This is a genomic window from Endozoicomonas arenosclerae, assembly GCF_001562015.1.
Lineage (GTDB): Bacteria > Pseudomonadota > Gammaproteobacteria > Pseudomonadales > Endozoicomonadaceae > Endozoicomonas_A > Endozoicomonas_A arenosclerae.
Map to the genome: position 1 here is coordinate 1 of NZ_LASA01000090.1, position 14,540 is coordinate 14,540.

General features: G+C 47.8%; 13 protein-coding genes. 8 read left to right on the forward strand and 5 right to left on the reverse strand.

All coding sequences use genetic code 11. The features are described 5' to 3' along the window. Window positions 1-204: hypothetical protein (locus WG89_RS14050; protein ID WP_216638488.1), on the forward strand; the 204-nt coding region annotated here is incomplete at its 5' end. Window positions 205-298: 94 nt separating this feature from the next. Next, window positions 299-841: a thioredoxin family protein gene (locus WG89_RS14055; RefSeq protein ID WP_062267156.1), complete on the forward strand. Its 543-nt coding sequence runs from the start codon at window positions 299-301 to the stop codon at window positions 839-841. Between the two features lies 1 nt (window position 842). Here WG89_RS14055 and WG89_RS14060 read toward each other — a convergent pair whose 3' ends face one another. The 5 genes from WG89_RS14060 to WG89_RS14080 all read right to left on the reverse strand — a co-directional run bounded on the left by WG89_RS14060 (window position 843) and on the right by WG89_RS14080 (window position 5,469). Then, window positions 843-2,072 carry a hypothetical protein gene (locus WG89_RS14060; protein ID WP_172806817.1) on the reverse strand — a complete coding sequence of 410 codons (1,230 nt, stop codon included), beginning with the start codon at window positions 2,070-2,072 and terminating at the stop codon, window positions 843-845. A 63-nt stretch (window positions 2,073-2,135) separates the two neighbouring features. Beyond that, the gene (locus WG89_RS14065) at window positions 2,136-3,593 is read right to left on the reverse strand and encodes an ArnT family glycosyltransferase (protein ID WP_062267160.1); all 1,458 of its coding nucleotides are present in this window, start codon (window positions 3,591-3,593) and stop codon (window positions 2,136-2,138) included. 269 nt (window positions 3,594-3,862) lie between these two features. Beyond that, a complete protein-coding gene (locus WG89_RS14070; RefSeq protein ID WP_062267162.1) occupies window positions 3,863-4,474 on the reverse strand; it encodes a tRNA-uridine aminocarboxypropyltransferase in 612 nt (203 codons plus the stop codon). Continuing rightward, window positions 4,446-5,063 carry an alpha-ketoglutarate-dependent dioxygenase AlkB family protein gene (locus WG89_RS14075; protein WP_062267165.1) on the reverse strand — a complete coding sequence of 206 codons (618 nt, stop codon included), beginning with the start codon at window positions 5,061-5,063 and terminating at the stop codon, window positions 4,446-4,448. The genes WG89_RS14070 and WG89_RS14075 overlap by 29 nt, the downstream gene beginning before the upstream one ends. 121 nt (window positions 5,064-5,184) lie before the next feature. After that, complete coding sequence (locus tag WG89_RS14080) at window positions 5,185-5,469, reverse strand: DUF406 family protein (RefSeq protein WP_062267167.1); 285 nt, start codon at window positions 5,467-5,469, stop codon at window positions 5,185-5,187. A gap of 146 nt (window positions 5,470-5,615) precedes the next feature. On the opposite strand from WG89_RS14080, the gene WG89_RS14085 reads away from it, so the two are divergent. The 6 genes from WG89_RS14085 (at window position 5,616) to ppc (ending at window position 14,493) form a co-directional block, all read left to right on the forward strand. Continuing rightward, entirely contained in the window at window positions 5,616-5,927 is a 312-nt protein-coding gene (locus WG89_RS14085; protein ID WP_062267169.1) for a Dabb family protein, read from the forward strand. A 272-nt stretch (window positions 5,928-6,199) separates the two neighbouring features. Then, window positions 6,200-6,709: a DUF4829 domain-containing protein gene (locus tag WG89_RS14090; RefSeq protein ID WP_062267171.1), complete on the forward strand. Its 510-nt coding sequence runs from the start codon at window positions 6,200-6,202 to the stop codon at window positions 6,707-6,709. A 31-nt stretch (window positions 6,710-6,740) separates the two neighbouring features. After that, window positions 6,741-6,911: a hypothetical protein gene (locus tag WG89_RS31195; RefSeq protein ID WP_172806818.1), complete on the forward strand. Its 171-nt coding sequence runs from the start codon at window positions 6,741-6,743 to the stop codon at window positions 6,909-6,911. A gap of 14 nt (window positions 6,912-6,925) precedes the next feature. Then, complete coding sequence (locus tag WG89_RS14095; protein ID WP_062267173.1) at window positions 6,926-7,843, forward strand: helix-turn-helix domain-containing protein; 918 nt, start codon at window positions 6,926-6,928, stop codon at window positions 7,841-7,843. Window positions 7,844-7,972: 129 nt separating this feature from the next. Continuing rightward, window positions 7,973-11,308, forward strand: a complete 3,336-nt coding sequence (locus WG89_RS14100) for a protein kinase domain-containing protein (RefSeq protein ID WP_079253837.1) — start codon at window positions 7,973-7,975, stop codon at window positions 11,306-11,308. 551 nt (window positions 11,309-11,859) lie between these two features. Continuing rightward, on the forward strand, window positions 11,860-14,493 hold the full coding sequence (gene ppc / locus WG89_RS14105) for a phosphoenolpyruvate carboxylase (RefSeq protein ID WP_062267178.1): 2,634 nt from the start codon (window positions 11,860-11,862) through the stop codon (window positions 14,491-14,493). The last annotated feature ends 47 nt before the right edge of the window (window positions 14,494-14,540 follow it).

Consider the following 14,540-nt stretch of genomic DNA (forward strand, 5'->3'; position numbering starts at 1 on the left):
GTGTACCGCTATGAAAACATGATGACCCCTTACGAAAAGTTCCTGTCACTGAAGGAACCAGAACAGTACCTGAAAGAAGGGATTACACTGGACCAACTAAAGGACAAAGCGGAAGCCATGACCGATAATGAAGCGGCCAGAAAGCTGCAACAAGCCAGAGAAATCCTGTTTCAATTAGTTCATGAGCGACAAGCCGAGGGTTAGGTAGTAGTACCTGCCTTCAGGCTCATTTCAGGATTGGAAAATACTCTCCCACTGCTGACTTCAGAGGCTGTGGGCCAGATTCAGGAGAAAAAACATGGCGCTGACTCCATCCAATATGATTGAACTGGGCGCTTATGCACCTGACTTTCAATTGCCTGACCCCAAGTCGGGACAGGATGTGTCTTTGCAAGAGATTAAGAAGAGCAAGGGTGTTCTGGTGATGTTTATCTGCAATCACTGTCCTTATGTGGTTCATCTTGAAGAGGCATTGGTGCAGTTAGGCAGGGAATATGCCGATCAGGATGTGGGTATTGTTGCCATCAGTGCCAATGATGCAGCGGCCTATCCGGGCGATGCACCTGACAAGATGGCCCTGAAAGCCTATCCGTTTCCTTATCTCTATGATGAGACTCAGGCCGTTGCCAAAGCCTACGATGCAGCCTGTACGCCTGATTTTTTTCTTTTTGATGAGCATTTGAAGTGTGTATACAGGGGTCAGTTTGATGATTCCCGGCCGGGTAATGGCAAGCCGGTCACCGGGAATGAGCTGAAGTCTGCAATGAGTGCTCTTTTGGCTGGCACACCTGTTTCGCCTGATCAAAGCCCCAGCGTAGGTTGCAGTATCAAGTGGAAGTAGTTTAAGGCTGTCTGGTTGAGTTTTGATTCATCAGTCTCAGGACGATCTCAAGCCATCTCTTGATTCGTGTTTTATGAACGGTTGAATCAGAAGAGTCTATTGAAGCGAACTCGTGTTGAGTTTCTGCTTCTATAGACAGTTTGTCTTTTATGTCTTGCTGATCCATCGAAGTACTCGCAACTGCTTTGCCAGATCTTACTGGTAGTCGAGGCTTTTTTTCTGCCTGATGGTAGGGGAATTCTTTTGGGTATGGTTCTTCTTCAGAGGGCAACTGACGGATAGCTTCTTGGGATACTTGGTCATGTTTCTCAATCCCTTTTGAAGTGGCCGGTTCAGGGCGTCGTGCATCGGATTCACTTTTAGAGTCATGAACAGTATTTTCAGTGTTCTCATAACCTGTTTGAAAAACACCTTCACAGGGCGCTTCTGAAATATCCTCCGTGACATTAAACAGAGTCAGCTTTTTGAATCGAGTCGAAGGTGAAAATGCCAGCATACTCCATTGGCAGCCTTCCCTGCTAAAGGGCATTTCAGAACGCAAGAAGTGAAGATTCTTCACAGTATTCTGGTGAGAGATTACAAGCGTTGGATCAGACTGTGTCGAGAACTCGGTTTTTGATGTTATAGAGACGGAATGAGCGGGGAGACTGTCTACTTTGGAAATTTCCGGAGGGAGCCAGTGATGATAGTTTTTTTGTCTGTCTTCAATGAAGTAGTTCGGTTGGGTCACTGGCTTTACGGTGAATTCAGTCACTGGAAAGACCTCACCAATAAATGCCTGTCCCTTTTTGGCATGAGTTGTTTTGCTGATATAGGCAGAGTGATGAAAGATCAGGCTGCAACCTTCAGGGGTGTCACGGGACACCCGGTAAAGGTCTACTGATGAAAAGAATTCTCTGCGACAGTCGGGAAGTTGTTGTTCGCCCTCTCTACCTTCAGAAGTATTGGGCCTATGGGCATAAAGAGGCATAGTCGCTTCAAGTTCTGAGCCGAACAGAGAAATATTGAACTGACAAGCGCCACCCAGAAGGTTACTGCCAAGAATTTTGCAGAAACTGCTTTTGATGATCCATTCCAACCCGTGGTCGAAGACTGGGGGAGAGGGCTCGGCTGAGCTGCTTATCAAAAGACAAGGGAGCAGCAGGTGTAGGTGTGATTTTCTGATTCTATGATTAACCGTGAAAATTTTTTCATCACCCAAGGGCGACGAGAAAATGTTTCTTCTACTCATGGCTGATTTATGCCAGTGAGTGGCACAGCTGCCGATGATGGTGCGACCGAGACCATAGTAAGATCATTCTTTTTCAACCCAGAGCGTCCAGTTGCGGTATCTGGAGACCTTTTCAAAGCGTTCCCGTAAGGATGGAGAAAGCATCTCTATATTGCCATCTCTGGTGGCCAGAAAGTCCCGTCGATCCTTATGCAATTGATCTCTAATCTCTTGTTCGCTGTCAGCCAGCAGGGCCTGGCCGTGAGAGTAAAAACGAGCAGAAAAGGGGCGTTTCATGAAATAAATAAGGTGGCCGGGTTGCTCGGTTGGATGAGCCATCATGCTGGCAATGAGATGCTTTTGGGACTTTTTGCCTCCGTCATTGATCATGACAACGGTGGTCACAATCATCAGTATCGGTGTGAGTGTTGCCAGAGCCAGCAGCTTTGTACCATGGCTGGACCAGTGCTCTCCAAACAATCGGGCCATGATCAATGCCAGTGCTGGCATGACAGGTAGTGTGTATGTCCAGATCAGATTTGTGGTGAAAGTGAAAAAGAGTGGAAGAAAAAGTAGCCAGCAAATCAGGAAGTAATCCCACGGCTGAACTCTTAGGGTGGGCTGCTTTTTCCAGTACTTCCAGAGTTGCGTAATAACGCATCCCAGTAGAATCAGGGTCCAGGGGAAACCTCCTACCAGAAGGTATGCCCAAATGGCGCCCAGTGTGTGAACGTGGGCATTACCGTACTCGTCCCCCTGCCAGCCTGAATCCAGATAGCGTGAGAAGTGTTCACCAATGAACATATACTCCAGAAGGCCAGGGCTGCGAATTTCGGCACTGATATACCATGGCAGGGCAATCACAGCGGAAAGCACAATTCCCTTGATCCAGGGGAATCGTTGCCAGAGGGTGATTAACCTTTTTTCAGGAAGGCACCAGAGGAAAATAGGACCACCCGCCAACACCAGTGCTGCCAGTCCTTTAGCCAGCAAAGCCAGGCCACAGCCAGCAAAAAACAGGTATTGCCATAGCGTGGCTTCTTTCGGGTCTTTGCTGTGCCAACCAATCCAGAAACCACTGAGGATCAGAGTAATAGTCAGTGTCATGATCGGATCCGCCAGCAAGGCTCCAGCCAGAACCAGGAACATAGCAGAAGTGATCAGGAACAGTGCTGCAATATTGGCCTGCAACTGACTCATTTGGAAACGAGCGAGTTTCCACACCAGTGCCAGAGTGCCGAGACTGCAGATCAGAGAGGGCAGCCGTGCTGCAAATTCATTGATACCGAACAGTTTGAAGCTGACCGCAGAAAGCCAGATGAACAGGGGCGGCTTCCCCAGAAAGGGCACACCATAATCGAAGTAGGGTATGATCCAGTCGTTGGTTTCAACCATCAACCGGACTATCTCACCATAACGGGCTTCCGAGGTGTCCATCAGAGGGTATAGCCCCAGGGAGAACAGGCGAATCAGAATGGCAAACACGATAAGGGTGTAGACCCAGAACCATCGGGATGAAAACTTCAGGATAGCGTCAGTCATTATTGTTCTGAACTCTATTACAGTTTAAATCGTCATCTATGTGGGAGAATGTCTGGAGACATTGGGTACTGCTGATTGTTCCACTCTATTTGTTTCGGCAGATTCCGTTTTCGCACAAATCCAGTGAAAGAAATGTCTCTTGTCCTGATTTAAACCTGTTCCTGATGAACTCCCGGGTTCTTTATCCTTGAGCGTATATAGGTTCCTTTTAATGACTCGCAGTGCAGTATTTATAGTACCCAAGCACTGTAATGCCTATTGAAAATAGTTCAGTTTGATCGGTTCCTATAGTTTTTTTCGTAAACTTCCCGCCCCATAGCTTCTATTTGTCTCTCGATCATGGCATTGAAGCTGTCCAGACAGTTCTGGTGAACTTGAGGGTTGCCTGACAACTCCCGGAGCAGGCATACGGCTGCTTCTATGGTCGACAAGGCTGATGGCCCGGGTACTTTGCGTATCCTGTAGCTGGACTGTTGCTGCTCAGGTAGAGATATAAACGGCAGGGCGTGAAAGTGTGGATTCAGGTGGAGTATTTTTCGAGCTTTTCTCCAGGTGCCATCCAACACTATGCAGACGTCTGGTTGGCCATGGTTCTTCTGATGCTCAGAAGGCAAAAGGGCCTGGTCATCAGGAAACAGCAAGCAAACCTTTTTATGCTCAATCAAATGGTTTAACTGGGCGTGATCAGTGAAATCTTCACCAATAAGTACTGTACAGTTTTGTATGCCCAGTTTTGCAATTCTGGCGGTGTTAAGAGGGTGACGAACCTCGTCCGGATGTTGCAGGATTAAAAGCTCACAGCAGGCAGGCTCTGGCTGCAGGTTACTGCAAATGCAAAATTGAAGTGGGCGCTCACAGCGTGGGCACTTGGCTCGGGCCATGGACTCTCCTGAAGGTCAGGTTGATACGAGGGGATACGGTTTTTGATGTTTTTGGGATGCTGTGCTGCCAGCAGCTCTGGGTCGAGCCGGACATAACCAGTAAGGAGCCTGAAGGTAAGTCCAGTGACAGAGGTTTGATATTTCTGGGTTTGCTCTCTTTATGTTTCAGTCGAAAGCGTCTTTTCTGACCCAAGCTCAAAGAGGCAATTACAGGCTGGTGGCCGAGCTCAGGCTCATCGTCCGAATGCCAGCCGTTGCTGTCACTGCCGTCACGATAAAGATTGATCAGCACTGTATTGAATTGAGCATTGGAAACTGATTCAACCTTATCCTTCAATGCCAGTAGCAAGGGGGACCAGGGAGATGGATCAAGTTCAATTCCGGAGTAGGAATAGCTCATTCCCGGGTCGCCATGCCAAGACTGAAGTCTGGGGAGATCAAACGTTTTACCAAAAAGCGTAATGGTATCCTGACGCCATTGGGTCTCTGAGAGGAGCTGATGAAAATAATGCTCACTGTCCTCGGGGGAGAACAATTCTGGCCAGAATCTCAGTTCGGCGTCAGGTGCAGGAATCTTGACGGGCTGCATGAAGTGTCTGTCTACAAAGCTATCTTGCACGTTTTGAATTATGAACACAGATGATTGGCGTGCTGTGCAACAAGGTCAGGAACCAGTCCATGGCTTTTAGTGATTAAACCTTCATCTGCACTTATCTCTGAGACATCTCAAAGATCAATTTTTCTGCAGTGCAATCAAAATCCAGCATAGCCTTGATCACTGTGATGCCGTTTTCCTGACTGGTTTCTGATTGAATCTTGCAGTTGCCTGATCCAACAGAAAGAGCACGTTGTTCAATCTTGCTGAATTTATCCTGGGCGGATACCGCTTCGTCGCCACGAACCTCCAGGGTAACCCGGGTGTCGTCGTCACTGATCAGAGTGCCTACTTCAACGGTGTTGCAGGTTGTGCACTCATAGGGGTCTTTCTCGTTCATGCTGATACCTCGTACAAGCGAGCAGTCTCGCTACATTCATCATGAAATAAACATATTACAGGATCTATACGGATACGTCAGAAATATTAGGTTCGTCTAGACTCTGACGTTCCTGTTTATACCTTGAGTCACAGTGAGGAGTTTCAATGATCCGTCATATGGTTCACCTGCGTTTTCTGAATTCAGTCAGTGAAGTCGAGAGAGAAGCCCTGTTCCAAAAGCTGTCAGCTCTCCAGAAAGAGATTGATGGAATTATTGAGTTCAAAAAAGTGGTCAATGTCAGCGTAGAGGAACCTCTGGTGAGAGGATTTATTGATGCTTTCTGGTTTGACTTTGTTGATGCTAATGCGCGGGATCACTATCTGACTCATCCGGAGCATGTGAGGGTAGCTGAAGAGCTGGTTCAGTGTCTTGATGGCGGTCTGGAGGGTGTTTTTGTCTGTGACTTTGAGCTTTGAGTTCGCTTTCAGAGCCCTTTATTTAAACATTTCCACTTTGTTTTCTCTCTCACTCTCAATCCGGGAGTGAGGAGTAAATACTTCATTTCCGCAAGTATGGACACGTACTTGAATCTCCTTTGATAAATACTGTCATCACCGTTTGATGTTGATGCTTCCTGACATGTAAGCAGCCTGATTAATCTTTAAGGCTCGCAATAGCCAGGTAATCAGCTATCTAAAGAACAAGAACGATGTGTTTGCCGCAGAATGGGTAATCTGGAGGAACAGTGATGAAGTATATATTTGCAGTACTATTGGTGTTAGTCGGGGCTGTTAGCTTTGTCGGCATAGTGGTAGCTGAAGAGGTGCCTGTAGAAGCTCGTCAGCAGGTGGAAAGTTACTATGCAGCATTAAAGAAAGAAGATCTGGATAAAGCAAAGTCTCTTTTTACTCCTTCGGCTGAACTCAATATGACCTGGAAGTATGGTAACGAGTTGCCTGATGAGTCCTTAACCTTGACCATTCATGAACTTGAGCAGGTTCTGAAACCAGAAGTACTTGCAGAAATGCCAGAGCTTATGAAGGGGTATAAGGAGTTAAGCCGGACTTCAGAAATTACCTCGGCCAATACTGACAAGGAACAGGTAGTGATCGTTGGTCAACAAACCATACGCTACCAGATTACCTATGAAAACTCTCCCTGGGAGGGAGAGGCTAAAGAAAACGACACCTTTACTCTGATTAAAGAGAAGGGTGAGTGGAAGATTTCTGAGCTGAAATCCGTTACTGACTATCAATGATTGCTGAGTATATAAAAAGAGGAAGTTGATCATGGCTTGGACTGCAATTCTGGGTATCGTGTTGTTGTTATGGGCTGCCTGGGACCTTTATGCGGGCAGTGTCTGGCTCCACAGGGAATTCAGGCGTGACGAAGAACCCGGTGCGTATTGGAGCACTCTTTCACTCTGGGTTATTGTCGGCATCTCATGCTTTTATTGGTAATACTGAGCTGTTGAATGAATGTAGTTGAGTCCACCAGTCTGGTGCCTGAAGAAGAGCTGATCAAAAATCTGGCTCCTCACTGGCGAAAAAGATTTTTGAAGGCTATTGGCCTGATCGTTGAAAACCTGGGGCAGGCACCTGCACCTTCTCTTGACGAAATTGCACGACAATGTGCTATTTCTCCTTACCACTTTCATCGGATGTTTCGAGTCATCTTTCATGAGACGCCTGCACAATATATTCGCAGAATGCGTTTGCAGCTGGCAGTGGGGCTATTGATGGAGAGCCAGAAAATCAGCGTAACGGACGTTGCCATGTATTGCGGATTTTCTTCTTCTCAGGCAATGGCCAAGGTTTTAAAGAGAGAGTTGGGTCTTAATGCCAGGGAAATACAGGCAATGATTCAGGATGGTCGTGCCACAGAAGCAGAATCCCTGGTGCTCAAGCTGGGGCATCCGGAGCTGAAAATTGATGAATGCATAGAAAAAACCATGGCTAAAAATATCGACTTCCAGGTAGTGGAATACCCGGAACAGCACTATTCAGTTAAGCCGGTTCAGGGGGCTGGGGTCTACGAACTGGCAGACTTTGCGTATCAAAATAAAGGACAGCCCGGACAGGACCTCTTTCTGGCTGTTCGCTATGAAGAGCTTGAAAATGAACAGCAGGGTGGTGTGGCAGGCTATGAAGTAGACACTGCTAAAGAGGCTAATCTGACTTTACCGGCGGGTGCTTATCTGGTCTGCAAGGTAAGGTTGAGCAGTGAAGCGGGTTATATGTCTGCATGGGATGCTCTTTATTCCTGGTTGGTCACTCATGATTATGAATTAGATGAGAGTGGCTATTGTATCGAGTGGATTCATAATCCGGATCAGCTGCTTCAGGAGTTAACCGAAATGACTCTGGGCCTGCCTCTTTCAAAAATAAAATAACCGCTAATCAAAAAAAATGCACGTTGGAGAAAGACTCTGACTGATATCAGCAGCTGACTCAACTGGCCTTCTATACCCATCTAAACTAGTGGGAAATTCAATAACTGAAGGCTATGGAGTGGCTGCATCATGATTTGTCATAGAGTTGACGGTCTGTCGACAAAACTAATGGATTTAGGCGCGCAGGATACAGATCTTGTCGGTGCTGAAAATGACAGTCCGAAAGCAAGTCTGGTGACGGGGCCAGCTTCCAGTTGGGGAGACTGGAGGAGCTATTTGGTTAAACCCGTTCCCGCTGAAAAGCAGCTGAATCTGATCAAGCAGCTTCAGGAGATGGAAGTCAGGGCGAATCAGTTTCTTCATAACCGTGGTATTGCAGGAGCAAACGTTCAGGTTCTGAAGGATGATACTGAGCTGACTAAAGAGCTGCTGGATGCCAGGTTACTTGAGCTGAAAAACAGTCACAAATATACCTACGATATTCTGGTTGATGCCCTGGGTTCTGGTTACATTGATTACAGTCATTTGCCTGAACCGAAGATGATTGATGAGATGGTTCAGCGCTGGAAAACAGCCAAAGCAGGCTTGATGAAGGACAGGGTAAAGGAGCTGACGTCAGCTGCACTCTTTTCCTTTATTGAAGGTCACTTCGGTATTCCTGCCGTTGAAGAAGTCTGCAGAAGAATTGCCAAAGATGAAGGTGTCCAGTTTAAGGTGCCCGAGAGAAAAGTGGTTCCTGTTGGAGAAAAGCCCGGTGTTTCACCTGCACCGGTTCGAAAGCTGGAAGAACCCGAGGCAGCCGCTACTCCTCCACCGACTGCCAAAGTCAAGACAAAAGAGCCCGGGCGACCACGAAAAGAAGTGGTTAAAGAAAAAACATCTAAGCATCGTACAGTTCCGGCTCCCAAGCCAGTGGTTCAGGAAGAGGTAAAAGAGCCAGCTGTTATTAAAGAAAGAGTACCGGACGAGCCTCAGGTCAAGACCAAAACGGAAGTAAAAACACCGTTGCCGCCAGAGATTGAGCTAGAGTTGCCACCACTCATCGAACTTCCACCAAAACCGGTTGAGCAGGAAAAAGAACCGGAAGCTGTTGCCAAAGTGGTTGAAGAACCCCGGAAAGAGGAAAAGCCAGTCACTCCTCCACCGGTTACTCAACCTGTCGAGGTTAAGCCTCAGGTAGTGCCTGAAGAAGTGGTCAAAGAACCTTCTCCACCTCTGCCTGAAAAGCAATCCAGATCAGTCAAACTGAACTTTCCAGAGCTTATTACTATCAAGGAACGAAGCGTTTTTGAAAGGAGGTTGGCCACCCTTAGAAATGCTGCTCAAAAAGACAGCTTAACGCTACGTATGCTGGATGGCAGGTTCAACTCACTGATGACTGTTCTGGATTACGCTCAGAAGAACAGAGGGTTGCTGACTTCAGATCAAATCAACGAACTGCTTGATGTGTACTTTCAGTGGGTCAGTGCAGCCCGACTGCCGGATGTGACTCCAGAGTTTGTTGCAAAAGTGCTGACTGATTGTGATGACATCAGTAAGGCTTTCCCACGAGCTCAGGTCATTCCTTTACAGGAAACATTCAGAAATAAACTCATTGAGCGTCTCAGAGACCTCCCGAAGGTGAAAGAGGTTGAGCCCGCTCTGATGCAGCAACACTTCAATCTATTACTGCATGTTGTCAGGGACGAGGCTATAAATAAGACCATGAGTGTTCAGCAAGCTAACAGCCTGGTTCGTGAGTTCATGGCCTGGTTCAACGCGGTAGCTTTAAAAGGGGATTTACCAGAGTTCCTTGAAAAGATTCTGAAAGATCTGAGTGATGCTTCAAGGGAATTCCCGGGTTTGGAGACGCAGCAATTCCAGCAATTAATTCGAGATAAACGACTCAGGGAACTCCGTAATTATCCAGCGGTGACTGAGAAAGATCTTCCTGCTATCGAAAAACACTTTAAATTGTTGATGAGTGTTGTCAGAGATGCCATGAGCAACCAAGCCATGAGAACTCGTGCAGTAAACGATTTGATGAGAGGAGGGATGGACTGGCTGAGTACTGTTGATATGACCGGAAAGTCAGCCGGGTTCATTGAGAATGCTCTGCAAGAGCTGAAAAAAGCATCACGAGACTTTCCCGATCTGAATACCCGGCCATACCAGCAAAATCTTAGGGACTGGAGACTGAGGGCGCTGCAAAATTATCCACGGGTTCAGAAAGTTCGTTTCAGTGAGCTTGAAGGACAGTTCAGGCTTCTGATGAGTGTTATTCAGGAAGGTTATCAGAATCAGGCACTGCAGACGCCTCAGGTTCAACAATATGTGAATGAGTTTTATGGCTGGTTGAATCATGTCGAAGTGCAGGGTATGTCTGCTGAGTTTGCTGAGAATGTAAAGTTAAGCTGTGAGTTTATTGATGGTGCTTTCAAAGGAGCAGGTGCCAACAGGATACGACAGCTGGTTGATATCAAACGTGAGGAATTAGTCAGGGGCTGGGAGAACGACAAAGGACAGGTAATCACTCATGGTAAGGTTCTGGGTGCGGGTAACTTTGGTGAAGCTCGTCTGATTGAGAGTGGCAGGGAAACCAGGGCAATGAAAGTGGCACTGGACGGTCCTGGTAAGAACTTCCATGGTGAAATGATCAACCTGGAACGGGAGCGGCAGGTTATTGCCAAGATGGATCATCCTCACATTGTCAAGGAAGTCGGTAAGAAACCGGTCGAGAGTAAAGTCAAACTCGTTAAAGAGCATGAGGCAGATGACTTTATTATGGTGGATGAAGTCTCTGAAACCGTAGCCGGTCTTCAGCTGGAGCTGGCTGATGGCAGTCTCGATTTGAAAGGAGATATCTGGCGTCAAATGCCTCTTGGGAAAAGATACCTGGCTTGTCATCAGCTGATGAGAGGGATGCGCCATATGCACAGAAAAGGCTATGCGCACCTTGATTTAAAACCTGACAACCTTCTCTACTCCCATAAGGATGGAGTAAAGGTCTCTGACTTTGGCCTTTCCGCGGAGTTAAGAGCGGTCAATAGCCGACCAAACCGTATTCCTAATATTGGTGTCCTGTCTTACAGCACACGAGCTGCACCAGAAAGGCAAAAGGAGGACTACAGTGACGGCACCAAGTGTGACAGCTGGAGTTTGGGGATTGCGATTGCTGAATTGATAACGGGTGAAAACCCCATGCATCAACCCAATATTGTGAATGAGTTTCTTGCCCAGAGTAATGGTTTTAGAACCAAAGGGCATGCAGGAACAGTGCTACGGCAGACACTGGAGAATGATATTTTCGACTTCCTCCGCGATCGTCAGCATTTGTTAGGGCCTGCAACCAATATGCTTTGGGATATGCTGCAGCCTGACCCTTATAAAAGACTTTCGGTAGAGGAGGCGTTTGCCAAATATGGGCCGGCTCTTGAGCAGGCAAGCTGGAATCCTCCTGCAAATGACACAAGACGTTTTCCTTAATAGTTGCCATTAGAGTAAATCTGCTTTAGGCCCCTTGAAAACGATGCAAAGAGTTGTTTTCAAGGGGCTTGAACCTGCCCGAAATCCCTTCGCAATCGGTTGTGTCCATATTTTATGTGTCTTGTACTTGTCTGATCGTCTGGGTGTGTATTTGTGAAAGCTTTTTTCTTCGGTTTCTATGGTATAGGCTCAGTGATTCTCGAAGTCGTGCATCATCAATATGAGGGATGAAAATCGGTACTTTTGTTCAGAAGTGCCTGTTAATTCCTGCATTTCAAGGTGAGCGTGCTTTTAGCCATGAACAAAGATCAAGGAGCCTGCCGGACTCAAGACAATTTCGGCCTAAATTTCAGAAAGAACGGCTAAATTATTCGATGAATTCGATTAAATAGGTTAACTATTCGCACGAATCCATAGAATAATTTAACGCATTCTACTGAAATTTATGCTCGAAAGCTTAAGCCCGACAGGCTCCAAGAGTGAAATAAACATCTTTCGTCAGCTTCGTTGGTGAAAGAGTTTTCACGGTAAAAACTTGGGAAGTTAAAGCTATGACGGACAGCAAGGCGAATCTGCGTCGCAACGTGAACCTTCTGGGTACTCTGTTGGGCAATACCATTAAAGAGCATCATGGCGAGGCTTTTTTCAATCGTATTGAGAGCATTCGGCAACTGTCCAAGGCGGCAAGGGCGGGCAGTGAAGACGACCGTGAGGTATTGCTGGATCAGCTCAAGAACCTCTCTGATGATGATCTGGTGCCTGTTACCCGTGCTTTCAGCCACTTCCTCAATCTGGCTAATCTGGCTGAACAGTACGACAGCATCGCTGTGAGCCACGGCGAAACCTACTGTGTCCCTGATCACTTTGACGAACTTATGGCCCGTCTCCGGCATAAAGGTTTCAGTAATGAACAGATTGCTGAAAGCGTTGCTGGTCTGGATATGGAGCTGGTGCTAACCGCTCACCCCACAGAAGTTTCCCGCAGAACTCTGATTCAGAAACATGAATCGATTTTCGAATGTCTCAGTAACCTGGAAAGCAGTCGTTTGAGCTTCAGGGAGCGTGCACGCCTGGAAGATCGTCTCCGACAGTTAATTGCCCAGGCCTGGCATACCTATGAATTCAGGATGAAGCGCCCCACCCCTGTTGATGAAGCCAAAGGTGGTTTTGCCACTATTGAGCACTCCCTGTGGAATGCTGTGCCGGACTTTGTTCGTGCCATGGATGAGCGTTTGAGAGAGCATACCGATATTGGTTTACCTCTTGATGCCGTGCCCGTTCGCTTTTCTTCCTGGATGGGCGGCGATCGTGATGGCAACCCCTTTGTAACAGCAGAAGTCACCAGGGAAGTATTACTGCTGAGTCGCTGGATGGCGGCTGACTTGTTCCTCAGAGATCTGAAGCCTCTGATTGGCGAGCTTTCAATGACTGAGTGCAGCGACGAAATGAAGCAAAAGCTGGGGGGTTGTCGGGAGCCCTATAGAGTGCTTCTAAAGGAACTCAGGGAACGTCTGAGACAGACCCGAAGCTGGTGTGAATACTCGCTGGTAGACAAACCCCGTAACTCGGAAGTTCTGCTGGATCAGAAAGATCTGGTTGAGCCTCTGGAGCTTTGCTATCGCTCGTTACATGAAGTGGGATTGGGTGTTATTGCCGACGGCCCGTTGTTGGATATGATCCGCCGTGCCCATAGTTTTGGCCTGACCCTGATCCGACTGGATATCCGTCAGGAAGCGGGCAGACACACTCAGGCATTGAGTGAGTTGACCCGGGCTCTGGGTATTGGCGACTATGATAGTTGGGATGAGCAGGAAAGACAGACTTTTTTATTGAAAGAGCTTCAGAATCCCAGACCCCTTCTGCCCAATAAATGGCAGCCCTCAGATGATGTGGCTGAAGTCATTGCTACTTGCAAAGCCATTGCCAAAGAGGGTCAACAAGCGCTGGGGGCTTACGTCATTTCCATGGCTTACACGCCTTCTGATGTGCTCTCAGTTGCCTTGTTGCTGAAAGAGTGTGGTGTTGACTTTGCCATGCCCATAGCACCTTTGTTTGAAACACTGGATGCTCTGGATGGCGCCAGCGAATGCATTTGCTCTCTGCTGGCTCTGCCCTGGTATCGGGGTTATTGCCATGGTGGACAGATGGTCATGATTGGCTACTCGGATTCGGCCAAGGATGCTGGCTGGATGGCTGCCGCCTGGGCACAGTACCGTGCCATGGAAGAAGTCACGGGAGTCTGTCGTGAAAATAATGTCGATTTGACTCTGTTTCATGGTCGCGGCGGTACCATTGGCCGTGGTGGTGGCCCAGCTCATGCTGCGATTCTTTCTCAGCCACCGGGGTCTGTAAATGGCAATCTCAGGGTGACCGAGCAGGGCGAAATGATTCGCTTCAAATTTGGTTTCCCGGATGTGGCGATTAACAGTCTGATGCTTTATGCCAGTGCCACACTGGAGGCAACTCTGTTGCCTCCTCCTGTGCCAGAACAAAGCTGGCGCGACATGATGGATCAACTGGCTCAGGACTCCCTGCAAACTTACCGGGGTATGGTTCGGGATGAGCCTGATTTTGTTCCTTATTTCCGCGCAGTAACACCTGAACAGGAACTGGCCAAGCTGCCACTGGGCTCCAGACCGGCCAAACGCAAGCCTAATGGCGGTGTTGAAAGTCTTCGAGCTATTCCCTGGATATTTGCCTGGACTCAAATTCGTTTGATGCTGCCCACCTGGTTAGGCTGTGGTGTAGCGCTCAGAAATGCCTTGGAAAATGGTCACAGGGGTACGCTGGAAGAGATGATCGATCAGTGGCCTTTCTTCAAGGCTCGACTGGAAATGCTGGAAATGGTCTTTATGAAGACGGATTCCAAGCTGGCTGAATATTATGAGGATCGCCTGGTGCCCACAGGTTTGCAGCACCTGGGTGAGAGCCTGCGAGAGCAGCTGGATACAGCCATTCAAGCCTTGCTGGAGTTGAAAGGGGGTGAAGAGCTGATGTCCAATCATCCTCAGAACAAACAGGCGATAGCTTTGCGAAACCCTTATACCGACCCACTTAATGTGCTTCAGGCCGAGTTGCTTTACCGTGTTCGACACGCAGAAGAGGGCGAAGTCTGTGACAATCTGGAGCAAGCACTCATGATTACCGTGGCGGGTATTGCTGCAGGTATGCGTAATACCGGCTGATAGTTTTCAGCAGTGAGTTTCTCTGTTTCATGCCGATAGTCTGAAGA